Raw genomic sequence first — 14,996 nt, 5'->3', positions numbered from 1 at the left:
TCCGCCACCAGCGACCACACCGGGGCCCCCCCCAAAACCCAAGCCCCCACCCCCCCCCCCGCCGGCCCCCCCACCAAGCTGCGCCATCCGATGCGGCCGGGCCCGAACGGCAAGGGGTTGTCCCGCAAGGCGGTCATGACCGAGGTCGAGCACAGCCTCCGGCGGCTCGGCACCGACTACATCGACCTCTACCAGATCCACCGCAACGATCACTCGACCCCGTGGGAGGAGACCCTCGAGGCCCTGCACGACCTGGTCAAGGCGGGCAAGGTCCGCTACCTCGGCGCCTCCTCGATGCACGCCTGGGAGTTCGCGAAGGCCCTGCACCTGCAGAAACAGCACGGCTGGGCGCGGTTCGCCACCATGCAGGACCACTACAACCTGCTCGCCCGGGAGGAGGAGCGGGAGATGATCCCGCTCTGTCTCGACGAGGGCGTCGGCACGATCGTCTGGAGCCCGCTGGCCCGTGGGCGGCTCGCCCGGGCCTGGGACGACGCGAGGGCGACGGCCCGCGCGGCGACCGACGGCGCCTACGCCGACCTGCTCTATTCGCCCGCCGAACAGGCCGCGAACCGGGCGATCGTCGACGCGGTCGGCACGGTCGCGGGCGAGCGGGGCGTCACCCGGGCCCAGGTCGCCCTGGCCTGGCTGCGTGCCCAGCCGGTCGTCACCGCCCCCCTGGTCGGCGCGAACACGACCGCCCAGATCGACGACGCCGTCGCGTCACTGGAGATCGAGCTCACCGGCGAGGAACGCGCCGCCCTCGAACGGCCGTACACGCCGCGCCACGACTTCCAGGGTGTCTCCGACGAGGACGAGATGCAGCGGATCCGGGACCGGATCCCCGGCTACGCCAACGCGTGAGACCGCTCAGGCCACGTCGACCAGGGGTCCCGCCTCGAGGAGCGCGGCGAGCCGGCGCCCCGAGCGGGCGTGCCCCAGGTGGTGGTCGAGGCGGGCCACCGTGTAGCGGTCGCGGGCCGTCACCACGCCGACCGCCAGGCCGCCCGCGAACGCCACCGCCCCCGGCCGGGCCTCGGCCGCGATGTCGTACGTGTCGCTGGAGGCTCCGACGACCGTCTCGGTCTCGGCCCCGAGCGAGGTCGACACGTCGAGCGACGCCGGCCGGCTGGTCATCCGGGCGTACCGGGTCGGTGCCGGCGGAACCGGTGCGGCGGCTCCCGGGGTCAGGCGCAGGACGGCCAGGTCGGCGTCGACGTCGAGCCAGACGACCGCGGCCAGGACCTCGCGCGCACCGGGCTGCCCGGTGTCGAGGTGGACGACGATGCGCGAGGCGCGGCGGACCGGCTGGGCCGCGGTGAGCACGGTGTCCTCGCCGACCAGGTAGCCCGAGCCGCGTCGGCCCCGGGCGACGACCTCGACCGCGAGGCGCGCGTAAGGGTGGGCCGCGCGCCCGGTGGCCGGACGGTCGCCCAGGAGACCGACGAGACTGCCTTCTGCACGCACCCGCATCCCCCGATCGCTGCGTGAGAGTCTCCATCCTCTCCGTAACCGGGGTGACCCGAGGATCGTCCCTTCGGGCAGGCACGGTTGGCCGCCCGCCGGATGTTCACTGCCGATCGGCCGGTCGGCACCCCAAGTTGAGGCCGGCCGCTCGGCCGTGACGCCTCTCATCGTGGTCACAGCCGATTGGCCCTAGATTGGGTGGGGACAACGGGGGAGGTGGACGAAGTGGACGTGGTCGCGCTTCCGCTGCTCGGCGTCGTGAGCCGCTTCGGCTATCTCGGCGTGACCGGGATCGTCTTCATCGAGAGCTTCGGCGTTCCGGCGCCCGGCGAGACGTCGATCATCGCCGGGTCGGTGCTGGCCGGCAGCGGGCGGCTCAACATCTTCGTGGTCGCGGTGGCTGCCTTCCTGGCCGCCGTCGGCGGCGACAGCATCGGGTACGCCATCGGCCGCACCGGCGGGCGGCGGCTGCTCGTGCGGTTCGGCCGGTACGTCGGGCTGAACGAGCGGCGGCTGACCCGGGTCGAGAAGTTCATGGCCAAGCGCGGCCCGATCATGGTCGTGGTCGCCCGGTTCGTCGAGGGCCTGCGCCAGCTCAACGGCGTGGTCGCGGGCGTGACCCAGATGCCGTTCGCCAAGTTCCTGGTCTACAACGCGATCGGCGCCGCGCTCTGGGTCGGCCTGTGGTCGTCGGCCGGCTACTTCGCCGGTAACCACCTCGACGCGATCGAGGGCGTGATCCACCGCTACTCGAACGTGGCGCTCGCCGTCGCCGCGGTGCTCGTCGCCGCGTACATCTGGCACCACGTGCGCCGGCGGCGCGCCCACAGGGCCGAGGATCTCAAGGCTGAAAGCGATAGCCCATCCCCGGCTCGGTGAGCAGGTGCCGGGGCCGGGTCGGGTCGTCCTCGAGCTTGCGGCGCAGCCGCGCCATGTACTGCCGCAGATAGTTGGTCTCGGTGCTGTACCGCGGGCCCCAGATCTCGTGCAGCAGATGCCGTTGCGTGATCAGCTTGCCGGGGTTGCGCACCAGCTGTTCGAGCAGCTGCCACTCGGTCGGCGTGAGGCGGAACGCGGCCGGTGTGACGGTGTGGTCGCTCAGGTCGATCGTGTAGCGGCCGATCCGCGCCGTCGACGACTCGGCGTCCTGCGGGTGGGCCCGCCGGGTGACCGCGCGGACGCGGGCGAGCAGCTCGTCGACGCCGAACGGCTTGGTGACGTAGTCGTCGGCGCCCGCGTCGAGCGCGCCCACCTTGTCGGTGCCCTCGGCCCGGCCGGAGAGCACGATGATCGGCACGCTGCTCCAGCCGCGCAGCCCGCGGATCACGTCGGCGCCGTCCATGTCGGGCAGGCCGAGGTCGAGCACCACCAGGTCGGGCGGGTGCGCGGCGGCCGTCCTCAGGGCGGACCGGCCGTCGTCGGCGACGTCCACCTCGTACTCGCGGGCGCGCAGGTTGATGCGCAGCGCCCGGAGAATCTGCGGATCGTCGTCGACCACGAGGATGCGGGTCATCGCGGCCGGCTTCCGGCCGGGCGGGCGGGCGTCGCGGTTCGCGTCATCGCGGCCGGCCTCCGGCGCGGCGGCCGGGCGTGGTGGGTGCGCGTCATCAGGGGGCCTTCGGTAGGGCGATCACCATGGTCAGGCCGCCGCCCGGGGTGTCCTCGGGGGTGAGCGTACCGCCCATCGCCTCGGTCAGGCCGCGGGACAGGGCGAGGCCGAGGCCGACCCCGGTGTGGTTGTCGCGGTCGCCGAGCCGCTGGAACGGCTGGAAGACGCGGTCGCGGTCAGCGGCCGGGATGCCCGGGCCGTGGTCGATCACGCTCAGCCGGATCTGCCGGTCATGGGAGGCGGCGGTGACCACCGGTGGCCGCTCGGGCGGCGAGTAGCGCAGGGCGTTGCCGACGACGTTGACCAGCACCCGGTCGAGCAACCCGGGGTCGGCGTGGACGGCGGCCAGGTCGTCGGGGATGCGGACCCGGACCCGCCGGCCCGCCGGCCCGAGCTCGTCCAGCGCGCGCGGTACGACGTCCTCCACGCCCACGCTCACCGGTGTCATGCCGAGCGCGCCCGCCTGCAGCCGGCCCATGTCGAGCAGGTTGGCGACCAGTGCGGTCAGCCGGTCGAGCGACTCCTCGGCGGTGGCCAGCAGCTCGGCCCGGTCCTGTTCGCCGAAGGCGACCTCCGGGCTGCGCAGCCCGGCGACCGCCGCTTTCGCGCTGGCCAGGGGCGTCCGCAGGTCGTGGCTGACCGCGGCCAGCAGGGCGGTGCGGACCCGGTCGCCCTCGGCCGCGGCGGCGAGGCGCTGCTGCCGGAGCGCCACCGCGGTCTGGGCGGCGAAGGCCCGCACGACGCGCCGCGCGTCCGGGGTGATCTCCGGCCCGCGCAGCACGAGGACGAGGTCGTCGTCGGCCGGCACGGTCTCGCCCTCGCCGGGGCGGGAGGCCACCGGCGAGCCGGTCGCCGCGGCGGTGCGCCATCCGGGACCCGCGCGTTCCAGCAGCGTGACCGACTCCAGCGCGAACGTGTCGCGGAGCTGGCGCAGCAGGGCGTCGAGCGGGTCGGCGCCCCGCAGGACGCTGCCGGCCACGGTGGCCAGGGTCCGTGCGTCGGCGCCGGCCCGGGCGGCCTGGAGCGTACGGCGCCCGGCCAGGTCGACGACCCACGAGACGGCGAGCGCCACCACCACGAACACGGCCAGCGCGACCAGGTTGCCCTCGGTCGCGATCGTCAGCGTGTGCAGGGGCGGCGTGAAGAAGTAGTTGAGCAGCAGGAACCCGCCGACCGCGGCGAGCAGGGCCGGCCACAGCCCGCCGAGCAGGGCGACCCCGACGACGGCGGCCAGGAACAGCAGGATGTCGTCGGTCAGCGGCAGCCCGTCGCCGGCGCGCAGGGCCAGCGTGAGCAGCGGCAGGCCGGCGACGGCGGCGACGAGGCCGCCGAGCTGCCGCCGGCGCGATCTCATCCCTCGTGCGGCCCGACCGCGGTCACGGTGACCGCGGCCGCTCCGGCCTCGTCCGAGGCGGCGAGGTCGACGACCGCGTCGATGCCCCAGTCGTGGTCGCCGGCCGGGTCCTCGAAGACCTGCCGCACGGTCCAGGCGGAGGCGCCCGCGTCGATGTGCAGCAGGGCCGGGCCGCGGGCGGACGGCCCGGTGCCGATCTCGTCGTACTCGTCGTAGTAGTCCTCGAGCGCGTCCTGCCAGGCACCGGCGTCCCAGCCCGCCTCGGCGTCCAGCTCGCCCAGGTCGTGGTAGCGGCGGAGCGCGGCCAGCTCGACCCGCCGGAACATCGCGTTGCGCACGAGCACCCGGAAGGCGCGGGTGTTGCGGGTGACCGCCGGCGGCTTGTCGTCGAGGCGGACCTCCTCGGGGACCGCCCCCGGGTTGCGCAGCCGCTCCCACTCGTCGAGCAGGCTGGAGTCGACCTGGCGGACGAGCTCGCCCAGCCACTCGATGAGGTCGGTCAGCTCCTCGGTGCGCGCGTCCTCGGGCACGGTCTGGCGCAGCGCCCGGTAGGCGTCGGCCAGGTAGCGCAGCACCAGCCCCTCAGAGCGGGACAGGCCGTAGAACGACACGTATTCGGTGAAGGTCATCGCCCGCTCGTACATGTCGCGGACCACGCTCTTCGGCTTGAGCTCGTAGTCGGCGACCCACGGGTGGCCCTGCCGGTAGGTCTCGTACGCCCCGTCGAGCGTCTCGGCCAGCGGCCGCGGGTGGGTGACGTTCTCCAGCAGCTCCATGCGCTGGTCGTACTCGATGCCCTCGGACTTCATCGCGGCGACCGCCTCGCCGCGGGCCTTCTGCCGCTGCGCCGACAGCACCTGGCGCGGGTCCTCGAGGGTCGCCTCGATCACCGAGACGACGTCGAGCGGGTAGTCGGGGGCCTCCCGGTCGAGCAGCTCCAGGCAGGCCAGCGCGAACGGCGACAGCGCCTGGTTGAGCGCGAAGTCGAGCTGCAGGTCCTCGACCAGCCGGTAGGTGCCCTCGCCGGTGCGCTCGATGACCCCGCCGGCGACCAGGGCGCGGGCGATCGCCACCGCGCGGCGGATGTGGCGGCGCTGCGCGGCCGGCTCCTCGTGGTTGTCGGTGAGCAGGTGTTTCATCGCCTCGAACGGGTCGCCGCCGCGCGAGATCACGTTGAGCAGCATCGCGTGCGTGACCTGGAACGACGAGGTCAGCGGCTCGGGGTCGGCCGAGACCAGCCGGTCGAACGTCGGCTGGCCCCAGCCGATCGTGCCCTCCGGCGGCTTCTTGCGGACGACCTTGCGCCGCTTCTTCGGGTCGTCACCGGCCTTGGCCAGCGCCCGCTCGTTGTCGATCACGTGCTCGGGGGCCTGCACGATGACCGTGCCGATGGTGTCGAACCCGGCCCGGCCGGCCCGGCCCGCGATCTGGTGGAACTCGCGGGCCTTGAGCAGCCGGGTCTTCACCCCGTCGTACTTCGAGAGCCCGGTGAACAGCACCGTACGGATCGGCACGTTGATGCCGACGCCGAGCGTGTCCGTCCCGCAGATCACCTTCAGGAGCCCGGCCTGGGCCAGCGTCTCGACCAGCCGGCGGTATTTCGGCAGCATGCCCGCGTGGTGCACGCCGATGCCGTGGCGCACGAGGCGGGACAGCGTGCGGCCGAAGCCGGCGGTGAACCGGAAACTGCCGATGGCGACCGCGATCGCGTCCTTCTCGGCCCGGGTCGACATGTTGATGCTCATCAGCGACTGCGCGCGCTCGAGGGCGGCGGCCTGGGTGAAATGCACGATGTAGACCGGGGCCTGCCTGGTCGACAGCAGTTCCTCGATGGTCTCGTGCAGCGGCGTCATCGCGTACGAGAAGAGGAGCGGCACCGGCCGCTCGACGCTGCTCACCACGGCGGTCGGCCGGCCGGTCCGCCGGCTGAGGTCGTCGACGAAGCGCGTGGTGTCGCCGAGCGTCGCCGACATGAGCACGAACTGGGCCTGCGGCAGCTCGACGATCGGCACCTGCCAGGCCCAGCCGCGGTCGGGCTCGGCGTAGAAGTGGAACTCGTCCATCACGACCTGGCCGACGTCGGCGTCCTTGCCCTCGCGCAGGGCCAGGTTGGCGAGGATCTCGGCGGTGCAGCAGATGATCGGGGCGTCCGCGTTGACGCTGGCGTCGCCGGTGAGCATGCCGACGTTGTGGGGCCCGAAGGTCGCGCACAGGGCGAAGAACTTCTCGCTGACCAGCGCCTTGATCGGCGCGGTGTAGAACGTGGTGCGCCCGTCGGCCAGGGCGGCGAAGTGCGCGCCGGTGGCGACCAGGCTCTTGCCCGACCCGGTGGGGGTGCTGAGGATGACGTTCGCCCCGGAGACGATCTCGATCAGGGCTTCTTCCTGGTGGGTGTAGAGCGAGAGGCCCTGCTCGCTGGTCCACTTCTGGAAGGCGTCGAAGACAGCGTCGGGGTCTTTGGTACTGGGCAGGCGATCGGTCAGCGTCATGATGTGTCAATCATATGGATTTACGCGCGCGGCCAGTCCCGCAGGCGGTGGCGCAGGAGCTCTATGTCGTTCTTTTTCAGGCCGTAAAGGCCGAAACGCGCGTTGTCCAGCCGGTCCAGGTAGCGGCCCGCGTCCGCGATGTCCGCCGGATCGAGCGCCGGATCGGCGGCGTGGGCGAGCTCCAGCACCGCCTCCAGCGAATAGCGCCCGAGCGCCGCCGCCACGTCGATGTAGTCGCGCACCTCGCGCCGGTTGACCAGGGCGGCGACCTTGGTGGCGACCAGGTCGTCGAGGTGCATGACCGGGCCGAGCTCCATCACCACCGGGGAGCGGCGGCGGTCGAGGCGGCACAGGGTCAGGCGCAGCGCGCGGCCGGGCGCGGCGACCAGGAACTCCCGCAGGTCCTCGTCCATGCCCGCGAACAGTTCGTCGCCCTCCTCGCGGACCACCCGGTAGCCGGCCCCGGTCAGCGCCCGGGCGACCTCGCCGGCCGCCGCGGCCACGCCGCCGGCGGTGTCGGTGAACAGGTCGACGTCCTCGGTCGGGCGCTGGACCAGGCCGCTGACCAGCCACGCGAAACCGCCACCGAGCACGAAGCCGTGCTTGGTGGCGACGGTGAGGGCGATCTTGGCGACCTGCGCGTAGAAGTCCTCCGGATCAGCCGGCGGCATGTCTCAGACGCGGATGCCGTGCTTCCCAGGCCAGGCGGACGGCGCGAGGAAGATTGAGGTCCGGCCACAGGCGTACGAGGGTGGGACCGTTCAGGAAGCGGCGCAGCTCGTCCACCCGGATGGCCTCGCGCAGCACGTTCTCGTACATCCAGGCCAGCATCGTCGGGTGATCGAGGTCGAACGCGCGGGTCGGGTTCCACCACAGCCGCAGCGGCAGCTCGACCCGGCCGCGGGTGGGGCCGCCCAACTCGTCGAGGGTCCCGGCCACCAGCACGGGCCGGTGCGGCCGGGCCAGGTGGACGACCGGGGCGTCACTCAAGGTGGCGGTCATGTGATCAGGGTAAGCGCTGATCGCCCGCGGACATAACTTCCCGCTTCGCCGGACGGCCGGGCGCCGCCGGGCGGCGGCGCCCGGCGCGGTCAGGCCCGGCGGATCGCGCCGAGGATCTTGCGGCGGTCGAACAGGAACTGCGGGCTCAGCTCGAGCCGCTCGGCGAAGTCGACGTACGCCTTGAACAGGTCGACGTCGTCGCTGGCGAGCACGCCGCCGACCGGGATCTTCGGCCAGGCCGACTCGTACTCGAACATCTGGTTCTGGTACGAGTGGTCGCTGTCGTGCAGGAACAGGTCGATCCGGTCGAGCCCCTCCAGCGCCTCGGTGAAGGTGCGCCGCGGGTCCTTGGCGTCGCTGGTGGTCAGGTTCCACCGCGCGTGCCCGCGGGCCAGGCTGCCCGCGTCGGGCGGGACGTCGAAGCTGTGCAGCGTGCCGTGGCCGTTGCGTTCGAGGGCGCTGAGCAGGATGAACGACGAACGGCCGTCGGCCACGCCGGTCTCCACGGTGACGGCCGGCCGCAGTAGGCGGGCCAGGGCGTACAGGGTGAGGCCGGTGGCCTGCTCGACGCCCCAGCGCGACGGGAAGAGCGTCTCGGTCTCGGCGTACCGCTTCTCGAGGCTCTCCGTGACCTCCGCGAACTCGGCGGCGACCCGGGCCACCTCGTCGGCCGGCCAGCCCAACGCCTCGAGGAACTCGGCCGGTGTCACGTGCAGCAGCACGCTCAGCTTGGTGAAGTCGTGCAGCGTCGGCGGCAGATGCTGCGGTTTGGCCGGCGGTTTGGCCTTCGGCCTGGGCACCGGCGGCCGGTACCTGCGGATTTCGAAGCCGGTCAACTTACGCAGCCGGGAGTTCGCGCTCTGACGCCAGGACATGGCGTGTGAAGTTACGCGGAGGTGTGTCCATGGTCAACACTCGCGCAACAAACGGCGCCGTGTCGACGGTGAGCCCGGCCCGCTGCTTCCTAGGATGCCTTACAGGGGGTTGACTTCGTCGCACAGATAACGGTTAGCTGTGGGGGCTAACGGTTATACGGGGGAGTGCGATGCAACAAGAAGTAGTTCTCGCGCTACTGGCCAAGGAGCCCTCACACGGCTACGAGCTGCGGGCGCGACTGCGCGACGCGCTCGGGCCGCTCGGCGAGGGCATGAACGCGGGCCAGATCTATGTGACGCTGACCCGCCTGGAGAAGGCCGGTCTCCTGGCCTTCGAGGGCGCGGCCGACCGGAAGGTCTACTCGCTGACCGCGGCCGGGCAGCAGCGGGTCGCCGAATGGATCGCCGAGGTGAACTGGCCGCGGCCCGACCTCGCCGAGTTCCACCTCAAACTGATCGCGGCCGCCACGGCCGGGCTGGCCGACCCGGTCGCCATCGTCGACGCCCAGCGGCGGGAGCTGCTGCGCCGGCTGCGGGACGCCCAGCGGGCCGCCCTGGCCTCGGATCTCCGGTCCGACGCGGCCCTGCTGCTCGAAGGAATCGTGTTGCGACTACAAGCCGACGTGCGCTGGCTCGAGGCCTGCGAACGGAACTGGACCCAGCGAAGGAGCGGATCGTGACTGTTCTCGGCACCCGCGGGTTGCGTAAGGAATACGGCCGGGGCGAGGGCCTGGTCCGCGCCGTCGACGACATCGACCTCGACGTCGCCGCCGGGGAGACCGTGGCCATCATGGGCCCGAGCGGCTGCGGAAAGTCGACCCTGCTGCACCTGCTCGGCGGGCTCGACCGGCCCGGCGGCGGTTCGGTGTGGCTCGGCGGCCGCCGCATCGACGACCTGGGGGAGCGGGCCCTGGCCCGGCTGCGGCGCGACGAGATCGGCTTCGTGTTCCAGTCGTTCCACCTGATGGAGGAGCTGACCGCGGTCGAGAACGTCGAGCTGTCGGCCCTGCTGGCCGGGCGCTCGCCCCGGGCCGCCCGGCGCCGCGCCCTCGAACTGCTCGACCGGGTCGGCCTGGCCGAACGGGCCGCGTTCCTGCCGTCGGCCCTGTCCGGCGGGCAGCGGCAGCGGGTGGCCGTGGCCCGGGCACTGACCAACCAGCCGGCGGTGGTGCTGGCCGACGAGCCGACCGGCAACCTCGACAGCGCGGCGACGCTCGACGTGCTGCGCCTGTTCGACAGCCTGCACGAAGCCGGGCAGACGCTGGTGGTCGTCACCCACGACGCCCGGATCGCGGCCACCGCCGACCGGCTGATCTCGATGCGGGACGGCGCGTTCGTCGACGAGACCCGGCTGACCGGGGGCACGACCGGTGACCTGGGCGCGCTCGTCGGGCTGGACGACTGATGGGCCGGCTTCTGCTCGTCGTCCGGCTGGCCCGGCGCGACCTACGGCGGCGCAAGGCCGAGGCGCTCCTGCTGCTGCTGGCGATCCTGGCCGCGACGACCACGCTGACGCTCGGCCTGGTCGTGCGGGCGGCGGCCAGCGATCCGTACGGCACCACGCGTGCGGTGACGCACGGACCGGATGTCGTCGCCGTGGCCGACGAGCCGGGCGACCCGATCGCCCGGGCGGCCGGGGTGGTCGCCGCGAGCGGGCCCTTCCCGGTCGCCCCGGCGAAGCTGGCGGCCGCCGGCCGCGAGTCGGATGTGCAGGTCGTCGGCCGCGATCCGGCCCCGACGGCGGTCGACCAGCCGGCGGTGACCCGGGGGAGCTGGGTCCGGGACGGGGGCGTGGTGGTCGAGGCCGCCTTCGCCGCCGACTTCGGCCTGCACGTCGGCGACCCGGTCACGGTCGGCGGGCGCTCCCTGCGGGTCGTGGGGCTGGCCGTCAGCGCGGCGATGGCGCCCTACCCGGGCTCGTCCTGCTGGGTGAAGGCGGGATGCGCGAGCGGCGTGGCGCCGGGCACGGTTCTGCCGCCGGGCCTGCTGCGGACGCCCGGCCTGATCTGGCTCACCCGGGCCGACACGGTCGAGCTGGCCGCCGACCCGGTCTACCTCATCGATCTGAAACTGGCCGACCCGTCGGCCGCCACGGCGTTCGCCACCGTGCACAACGGCACGGCCGCCACGCCGAAACCCGGGCGGGTCGCCCAGGGCCGTCCGTCGCTCTTCCTGCAGCCGTGGCCGGAGATCCAGGCGGATGCCACCCGGCTGGCGCGGGACTCCCAGATCCTGCTGCTGATCGGGGCCTGGCTGCTGGCCCTGCTCGCGGTGGCCGGGCTCTCGGTGCTGGTCGGCGGGCGGATGGCCGACCAGACCCGGCGCGTCGGCCTGCTCAAGGCGGTCGGCGGCACGCCCGGCCTGGTGGCGGCGGTCCTGCTGGCCGAATACCTCGTCGTGGCGGTCGTCGCGGCGGCGGCCGGGCTGGTCATCGGGTCGCTCACCGCCCCGCTGCTGGTCGACGACACGGCCGGGTTGATCGGCGCGGCCCACCCGGCCATGACCTGGGCGACGATCGGGCTGGTCCTCGCGGTCGCGCTGGTCGTCGCCGTGGTCGCGACGCTGGTGCCGGCCCTGCGGGCGGCCCGCGTCAGCACGGTCCGGTCACTGGCCGACGCGCCCCGGCCGCCCCGGCGCGTCGGCTGGCTGATCGCGGCGTCGGCCCGCCTGCCGGTCCCGCTGCTGCTGGCCCTGCGGCTGGCCGGGCGCCGACCCCGCCGGGTGGTGCTGGCGACAGCGAGTATCGCGGTCACGGTCAGCGGCATCTACGTCCTGCTGATCCTCAACCGGTTCCTGAACGGCAACGGGCCGTACGACGCGGCCCAGGTGCGGGTGCTGCGCCACGTCCTGCTGGTGTGGACGGTCATCCTGCTCGCCCTGGCCGCGGTCAACGCGATCGTCATCACCTGGGCGACCGTGCTCGACAACCGCCACTCGGCGGCCCTGGCCCGCGCCCTCGGCGCCACCCCCGGCGACGTGACCACCGCCCTGACCGCCGCCCAGGTGCTGCCGGCGCTGGCCGGCGCGGTGCTGGGCATCCCGGTCGGCTTCGTCCTGTTCGCCGCGCTCATGGTGATCACCGACGGGGACGGCGACCGGGTCCCGCAGCCACCGCCCGGCCAGCTGGCCGCCGTGGTGCTGGCGGTCGTGGTGGCGGTGGCCGGCCTCACCGCGGTGCCGGCCCGGCTCGCCCGGACCACCCTGCCCTGACGCACCGGCGTCAGTCGAACAGGATCTCCACCAGGGGGCTCCCGGCGAGCCAGCTCTCGAGGCTCCCGGCCCGGTCCTGGCCCGGCACGATCTCGCCGAACACGCGGGCCCGCTCGCCGGGGTCGGTCACCGGCCGCCCGCGCACCTGAACATCGAGGCCGTTCAGGTGCAGGGTGAACTCGGGGTGCGCGAGCACGTTGGCATACCAGTCGCGCGCCCCGGGACTGCCGGTCAGCCAGTAGCGACCGTCCGCCTGATACCGCCACGTCTCGATGCGCCGGGGCCGCCCGCTCCGGCGCCCGGTCGTGGTGATCTCCATGGTCCGCTGCCGCGCGAGTGCCTGCCGCGCCTCGTCCGTCGCTGTCATCCGCTCATCGTGCGACCTCAAGCGGGCTTCAGGTCCAGTGTCGCCGCCGCGCCGCTGTTCCGCCCATGACAGCGCCGGCGGGCCCGGCCGGTGCTGCCGGCTGCCCGAATGCGGAGATCGGCCGGCGGGCCGGGACGGCGGTGATCGCCTGGCGGGCGCGACAGGAAGCCGGCGGGACCGCACGCGCCGACCGACGTGCGCGGGCCGCTTCGAACGCCGCGAGCCTCGGAAGACCCCGCATCGAGGGTTGCGCCGGTGGCACCCGGGCCAACCGGCAGACGTCGCGGGTCAAGCACTTCATCGCCCCGCCCGGATCGGCCAACGCTCGGCCGGCTGCGCGCCGTCCCCGACGGCCAGGACATTCGCGGACCGTCCTGATACTCCGGCAGAAGACCATTTCCGACCTGCGATCGAGGCACGGTTCTCTCGGCCGGAACCGCGGCGGCGGGTCCGGGCTGCGGGCGCCGCCGCAGAGCAGGAACTGCTGGACCATCTCAGATCGGCCGGGCCAGCTGGGAAGACGCCCTGGTGCGGCCGCCGTTGGAGCGTCCAGCAATCCTTCCCCGCGGCCAGGACCGGGGTCGGCCTCGATCAGCACCAGCACCGCCGAGGGAAGGCCGGGCGCCGTTGGACGACGCCGGTCATCGCCGCCCACGCGTTCCCCGGCGCCGCGACGACCGTTTGCACACCGATCCCGGATGGCCTGTTCCACGCCCTGGTCATCGGTGTTTTAGAGGGTTGTAGCGTTCGGCGGGTTGCCGCGGGTGACGCGGCGCGACATGTGGTTGATCGCGGGCCAGCGGATCAACTCCTCGCAGACCTCCGGGTCGCGTTCGTGGTCGCGGGCCGGCCGGCGGTGGGCGGCCACCCATCGTCTCCGGCATCATGCTCAGGCTGCGGCCGGCTCGGTCGAGTAGCCGGCCGGCGAAGCCCTGGTCGGGGAAACACGTACCGGATCGGCGGGCACAGGTGGACGCTCAGCAGCGCCGTCGCGGTCCTGCCCCGGCGTAGCCAGAACGGCGACGCTGACCAGCAGGCCGGGACGTCCACCGGCAGTCGCCGCCCGGAACACCCGGACCGGTCGAGGTACAAGATCGCGCCCACGACGCACGGCACCCCTCAAAAACCCTCACTAAAGTAAGTGTTTGAGATGTTGATCAGGGCCAGGTGAAGGTGCGGCGGCGCTGGCGGCGAGCGGGGTGTCCGCGGGTGATCCGGCGGAGCATGCCGTTGATGGCGGCCCAGCGGATGACGGCTTCGGAGACTTCGGGGTGGCGTTCGTAGTCGCGGGCCAGGCGACGGTGTGAGGTGAGCCAGGCCAGGGTTCCCTCCACCACCCATCGGCGGGGTTGCACGGCGAAGCCGCGCTGGTCGGCGGGTTTGCGCACGATGTCGACGGTGGTCTTGAGCGTGGCCCGGGCCCAGTCGACGAACCGTCCGGCGAACCCGGAGTCGGCGAAGACGTGCCGGACGGGACTGGTCAAGTACAGGCTGAGCAGAGCGGTCTTGCCGCCGTCGCGGTCCTGTCAGGAGGCGGCCAGGACGCAGGCGGTGATCAGCAGTTTCTCGGTGACGCCGGCGTCTTCCCAGCGGGTGAAGTACCAGTAGACCGCCTGCCAAGGCGGCAGATCCGCCGGCAGGTACCGCCACGGACAGCCCGAGCGGACCAGATAGAGGATCGCGTTGACGATCTCACGCCGCGGGTGTTTCTCCGGCCGTCCTCGCTGGGCTCTGGCAGCAGGTCCTTGACCAGGTCCCACTGGGCGTCGGTCAGGTCGGAGGGATACCCGCGGCGCGATAACACCGCGCCACCCTGCCCGACCCGGAAGTCCTGATCACGCCGCCACACCGTCAACATGGAGGAACGACCGCGCGGCTTGGGGGATGCGGTCTGAATCCAGGGTCGGCCGGTTGGGCCACGGCGCGGAGGGAAGGATCGCGCTTGTTCATGGATAGACCGAGCGTCGGCATCGCGGTTTCGGCCTCCGTCACGAGGATCCATCCCCGGTCCAGATCTTGACGAGATTTGAGCCTTGCGAGGATGTCCATGTGAACAAAAGCCGCAAGCCGCGCCGACCGGACGTCACTACAGTCGAGCTCGTAGGGTTCGCCTCCCACGCGCTCGAGCTGCACAACCACGACGAGCGGTGGGCAGACGTCTACCTTGATCATCGGGGGCGGATCCGGGATGCCCTTCCTGCAGCGGCCATCGAGATCGAGCACATCGGTTCCACGTCCGTTCCGGGACTGGCAGCCAAGCCGATCATCGACATCGTGGTCACGGTAGACGACATCACCGCCGAAGAGGATTACCTCCATGCGCTTCTAGCTGCCGGGTACGAACTGCGGGTCCGCGAGCCCAGGCATCGCCTCGTGCGTACACCAGCACACGACGTCCACGTGCACGTCTTCGAACGAGACGATCCTGCCGTGGACGAGTACCTCCTCTTCCGCGATCATCTGCGCTCCGACGCAGACGATCGCATCCTCTACGAAAGCACCAAGAGAACCCTGCTCAGCAAGCGCTGGGGTAACTGGATAGGTGTCGTTGATCTTTCAGTGCCGCGGAGGGCTCTGAAAGCGTTGACTATTCGTGCCTGCCGAGTCCGCGCCGTCGTATGAC

15 protein-coding genes and 1 pseudogene are annotated in these 14,996 nt (G+C 72.5%); 6 read left to right on the top strand and 10 right to left on the bottom strand.

Annotated elements, in window-relative coordinates; translation table 11 throughout:
* Positions 1–78: 78 nt before the first annotated feature.
* Positions 79–864, top strand: coding sequence for an aldo/keto reductase (locus AB0M88_RS50030; RefSeq protein ID WP_364114827.1), 786 nt, complete (start codon positions 79–81; stop codon positions 862–864).
* A gap of 6 nt (positions 865–870) precedes the next feature.
* On the opposite strand, the gene AB0M88_RS50025 is transcribed toward AB0M88_RS50030, so the two are convergent.
* Positions 871–1,473 (bottom strand): trypsin-like peptidase domain-containing protein, encoded by a 603-nt coding sequence (locus tag AB0M88_RS50025; protein WP_364114825.1) that lies wholly within the window; start codon positions 1,471–1,473, stop codon positions 871–873.
* A gap of 210 nt (positions 1,474–1,683) precedes the next feature.
* On the opposite strand from AB0M88_RS50025, the gene AB0M88_RS50020 reads away from it, so the two are divergent.
* Positions 1,684–2,346, top strand: a complete 663-nt coding sequence (locus AB0M88_RS50020; RefSeq protein WP_364114823.1) for a DedA family protein — start codon at positions 1,684–1,686, stop codon at positions 2,344–2,346.
* Here the strand turns inward: AB0M88_RS50020 and AB0M88_RS50015 are convergent.
* The 6 genes from AB0M88_RS50015 to AB0M88_RS49990 all read right to left on the bottom strand — a co-directional run bounded on the left by AB0M88_RS50015 (position 2,309) and on the right by AB0M88_RS49990 (position 8,796).
* On the bottom strand, positions 2,309–2,980 hold the full coding sequence (locus AB0M88_RS50015) for a response regulator (RefSeq protein ID WP_364114821.1): 672 nt from the start codon (positions 2,978–2,980) through the stop codon (positions 2,309–2,311). The two genes, AB0M88_RS50020 and AB0M88_RS50015, sit on opposite strands and share 38 nt — an antisense overlap.
* A gap of 94 nt (positions 2,981–3,074) precedes the next feature.
* Positions 3,075–4,430 carry a DUF4118 domain-containing protein gene (locus AB0M88_RS50010; RefSeq protein ID WP_364114819.1) on the bottom strand — a complete coding sequence of 452 codons (1,356 nt, stop codon included), beginning with the start codon at positions 4,428–4,430 and terminating at the stop codon, positions 3,075–3,077.
* Positions 4,427–6,919, bottom strand: coding sequence for a DUF3516 domain-containing protein (locus tag AB0M88_RS50005; protein WP_364114817.1), 2,493 nt, complete (start codon positions 6,917–6,919; stop codon positions 4,427–4,429). The genes AB0M88_RS50010 and AB0M88_RS50005 overlap by 4 nt, the downstream gene beginning before the upstream one ends.
* 20 nt (positions 6,920–6,939) lie before the next feature.
* A complete protein-coding gene (locus tag AB0M88_RS50000) occupies positions 6,940–7,590 on the bottom strand; it encodes a nucleotidyl transferase AbiEii/AbiGii toxin family protein (RefSeq protein ID WP_364114815.1) in 651 nt (216 codons plus the stop codon).
* Positions 7,577–7,921, bottom strand: a complete 345-nt coding sequence (locus AB0M88_RS49995) for a hypothetical protein (protein ID WP_364114813.1) — start codon at positions 7,919–7,921, stop codon at positions 7,577–7,579. Before AB0M88_RS49995 ends, AB0M88_RS50000 begins: the two co-directional genes overlap by 14 nt.
* Positions 7,922–8,010: 89 nt before the next feature.
* Positions 8,011–8,796, bottom strand: coding sequence for a class I SAM-dependent methyltransferase (locus AB0M88_RS49990; protein WP_364114811.1), 786 nt, complete (start codon positions 8,794–8,796; stop codon positions 8,011–8,013).
* Positions 8,797–8,966: 170 nt separating this feature from the next.
* Here AB0M88_RS49990 and AB0M88_RS49985 point away from each other — a divergent pair, with 170 nt between their 5' ends.
* Genes AB0M88_RS49985 through AB0M88_RS49975 form a run of 3 tightly spaced genes read left to right on the top strand, consistent with a single transcriptional unit; the run spans position 8,967 to position 12,006 of the window.
* The gene (locus AB0M88_RS49985) at positions 8,967–9,476 is read left to right on the top strand and encodes a PadR family transcriptional regulator (protein WP_364114809.1); all 510 of its coding nucleotides are present in this window, start codon (positions 8,967–8,969) and stop codon (positions 9,474–9,476) included.
* Positions 9,473–10,201 carry an ABC transporter ATP-binding protein gene (locus AB0M88_RS49980; RefSeq protein ID WP_364114807.1) on the top strand — a complete coding sequence of 243 codons (729 nt, stop codon included), beginning with the start codon at positions 9,473–9,475 and terminating at the stop codon, positions 10,199–10,201. The genes AB0M88_RS49985 and AB0M88_RS49980 overlap by 4 nt, the downstream gene beginning before the upstream one ends.
* Positions 10,201–12,006, top strand: coding sequence for an FtsX-like permease family protein (locus tag AB0M88_RS49975; protein ID WP_364114805.1), 1,806 nt, complete (start codon positions 10,201–10,203; stop codon positions 12,004–12,006). Before AB0M88_RS49980 ends, AB0M88_RS49975 begins: the two co-directional genes overlap by 1 nt.
* A gap of 10 nt (positions 12,007–12,016) precedes the next feature.
* Here the strand turns inward: AB0M88_RS49975 and AB0M88_RS49970 are convergent, their stop codons facing one another.
* The 3 genes and pseudogenes from AB0M88_RS49970 to AB0M88_RS49960 all read right to left on the bottom strand — a co-directional run.
* Positions 12,017–12,373 carry a nitroreductase family deazaflavin-dependent oxidoreductase gene (locus AB0M88_RS49970; RefSeq protein WP_364114803.1) on the bottom strand — a complete coding sequence of 119 codons (357 nt, stop codon included), beginning with the start codon at positions 12,371–12,373 and terminating at the stop codon, positions 12,017–12,019.
* Positions 12,374–13,103: 730 nt separating this feature from the next.
* Positions 13,104–13,241 carry a hypothetical protein gene (locus AB0M88_RS49965; protein ID WP_364114801.1) on the bottom strand — a complete coding sequence of 46 codons (138 nt, stop codon included), beginning with the start codon at positions 13,239–13,241 and terminating at the stop codon, positions 13,104–13,106.
* Between the two features lie 289 nt (positions 13,242–13,530).
* Positions 13,531–14,159, bottom strand: a pseudogene (locus tag AB0M88_RS49960) (transposase); the annotation flags it as partial.
* Positions 14,160–14,422: 263 nt separating this feature from the next.
* On the opposite strand from AB0M88_RS49960, the gene AB0M88_RS49955 reads away from it, so the two are divergent.
* The gene (locus AB0M88_RS49955; protein ID WP_364114799.1) at positions 14,423–14,995 is read left to right on the top strand and encodes a GrpB family protein; all 573 of its coding nucleotides are present in this window, start codon (positions 14,423–14,425) and stop codon (positions 14,993–14,995) included.
* The last annotated feature ends 1 nt before the right edge of the window (position 14,996 follow it).

The organism is Actinoplanes sp. NPDC051411, assembly GCF_040682075.1.
In the GTDB taxonomy this organism is placed as follows: domain Bacteria; phylum Actinomycetota; class Actinomycetes; order Mycobacteriales; family Micromonosporaceae; genus Actinoplanes.
The sequence above is the reverse complement of the archived record's forward strand: the minus strand, read 5'-3'. Positions and strand labels throughout refer to the sequence as shown.

Bases quoted from the DNA above. Each gene is read 5' to 3' on its own strand.
- AB0M88_RS50015 (WP_364114821.1), bottom strand. From the start codon at position 2,980: ATGACCCGCATCCTCGTGGTCGACGACGATCCGCAGATTCTCCGGGCG.
- AB0M88_RS50005 (WP_364114817.1), bottom strand. From the start codon at position 6,919: ATGACGCTGACCGATCGCCTGCCCAGTACCAAAGACCCCGACGCTGTC.
- AB0M88_RS49990 (WP_364114811.1), bottom strand. From the start codon at position 8,796: ATGTCCTGGCGTCAGAGCGCGAACTCCCGGCTGCGTAAGTTGACCGGC.
- AB0M88_RS49995 (WP_364114813.1), bottom strand. From the start codon at position 7,921: ATGACCGCCACCTTGAGTGACGCCCCGGTCGTCCACCTGGCCCGGCCG.
- AB0M88_RS49985 (WP_364114809.1), top strand. From the start codon at position 8,967: ATGCAACAAGAAGTAGTTCTCGCGCTACTGGCCAAGGAGCCCTCACAC.
- AB0M88_RS50025 (WP_364114825.1), bottom strand. From the start codon at position 1,473: ATGCGGGTGCGTGCAGAAGGCAGTCTCGTCGGTCTCCTGGGCGACCGT.
- AB0M88_RS50000 (WP_364114815.1), bottom strand. From the start codon at position 7,590: ATGCCGCCGGCTGATCCGGAGGACTTCTACGCGCAGGTCGCCAAGATC.
- AB0M88_RS49970 (WP_364114803.1), bottom strand. From the start codon at position 12,373: ATGACAGCGACGGACGAGGCGCGGCAGGCACTCGCGCGGCAGCGGACC.
- AB0M88_RS49975 (WP_364114805.1), top strand. From the start codon at position 10,201: ATGGGCCGGCTTCTGCTCGTCGTCCGGCTGGCCCGGCGCGACCTACGG.
- AB0M88_RS50010 (WP_364114819.1), bottom strand. From the start codon at position 4,430: ATGAGATCGCGCCGGCGGCAGCTCGGCGGCCTCGTCGCCGCCGTCGCC.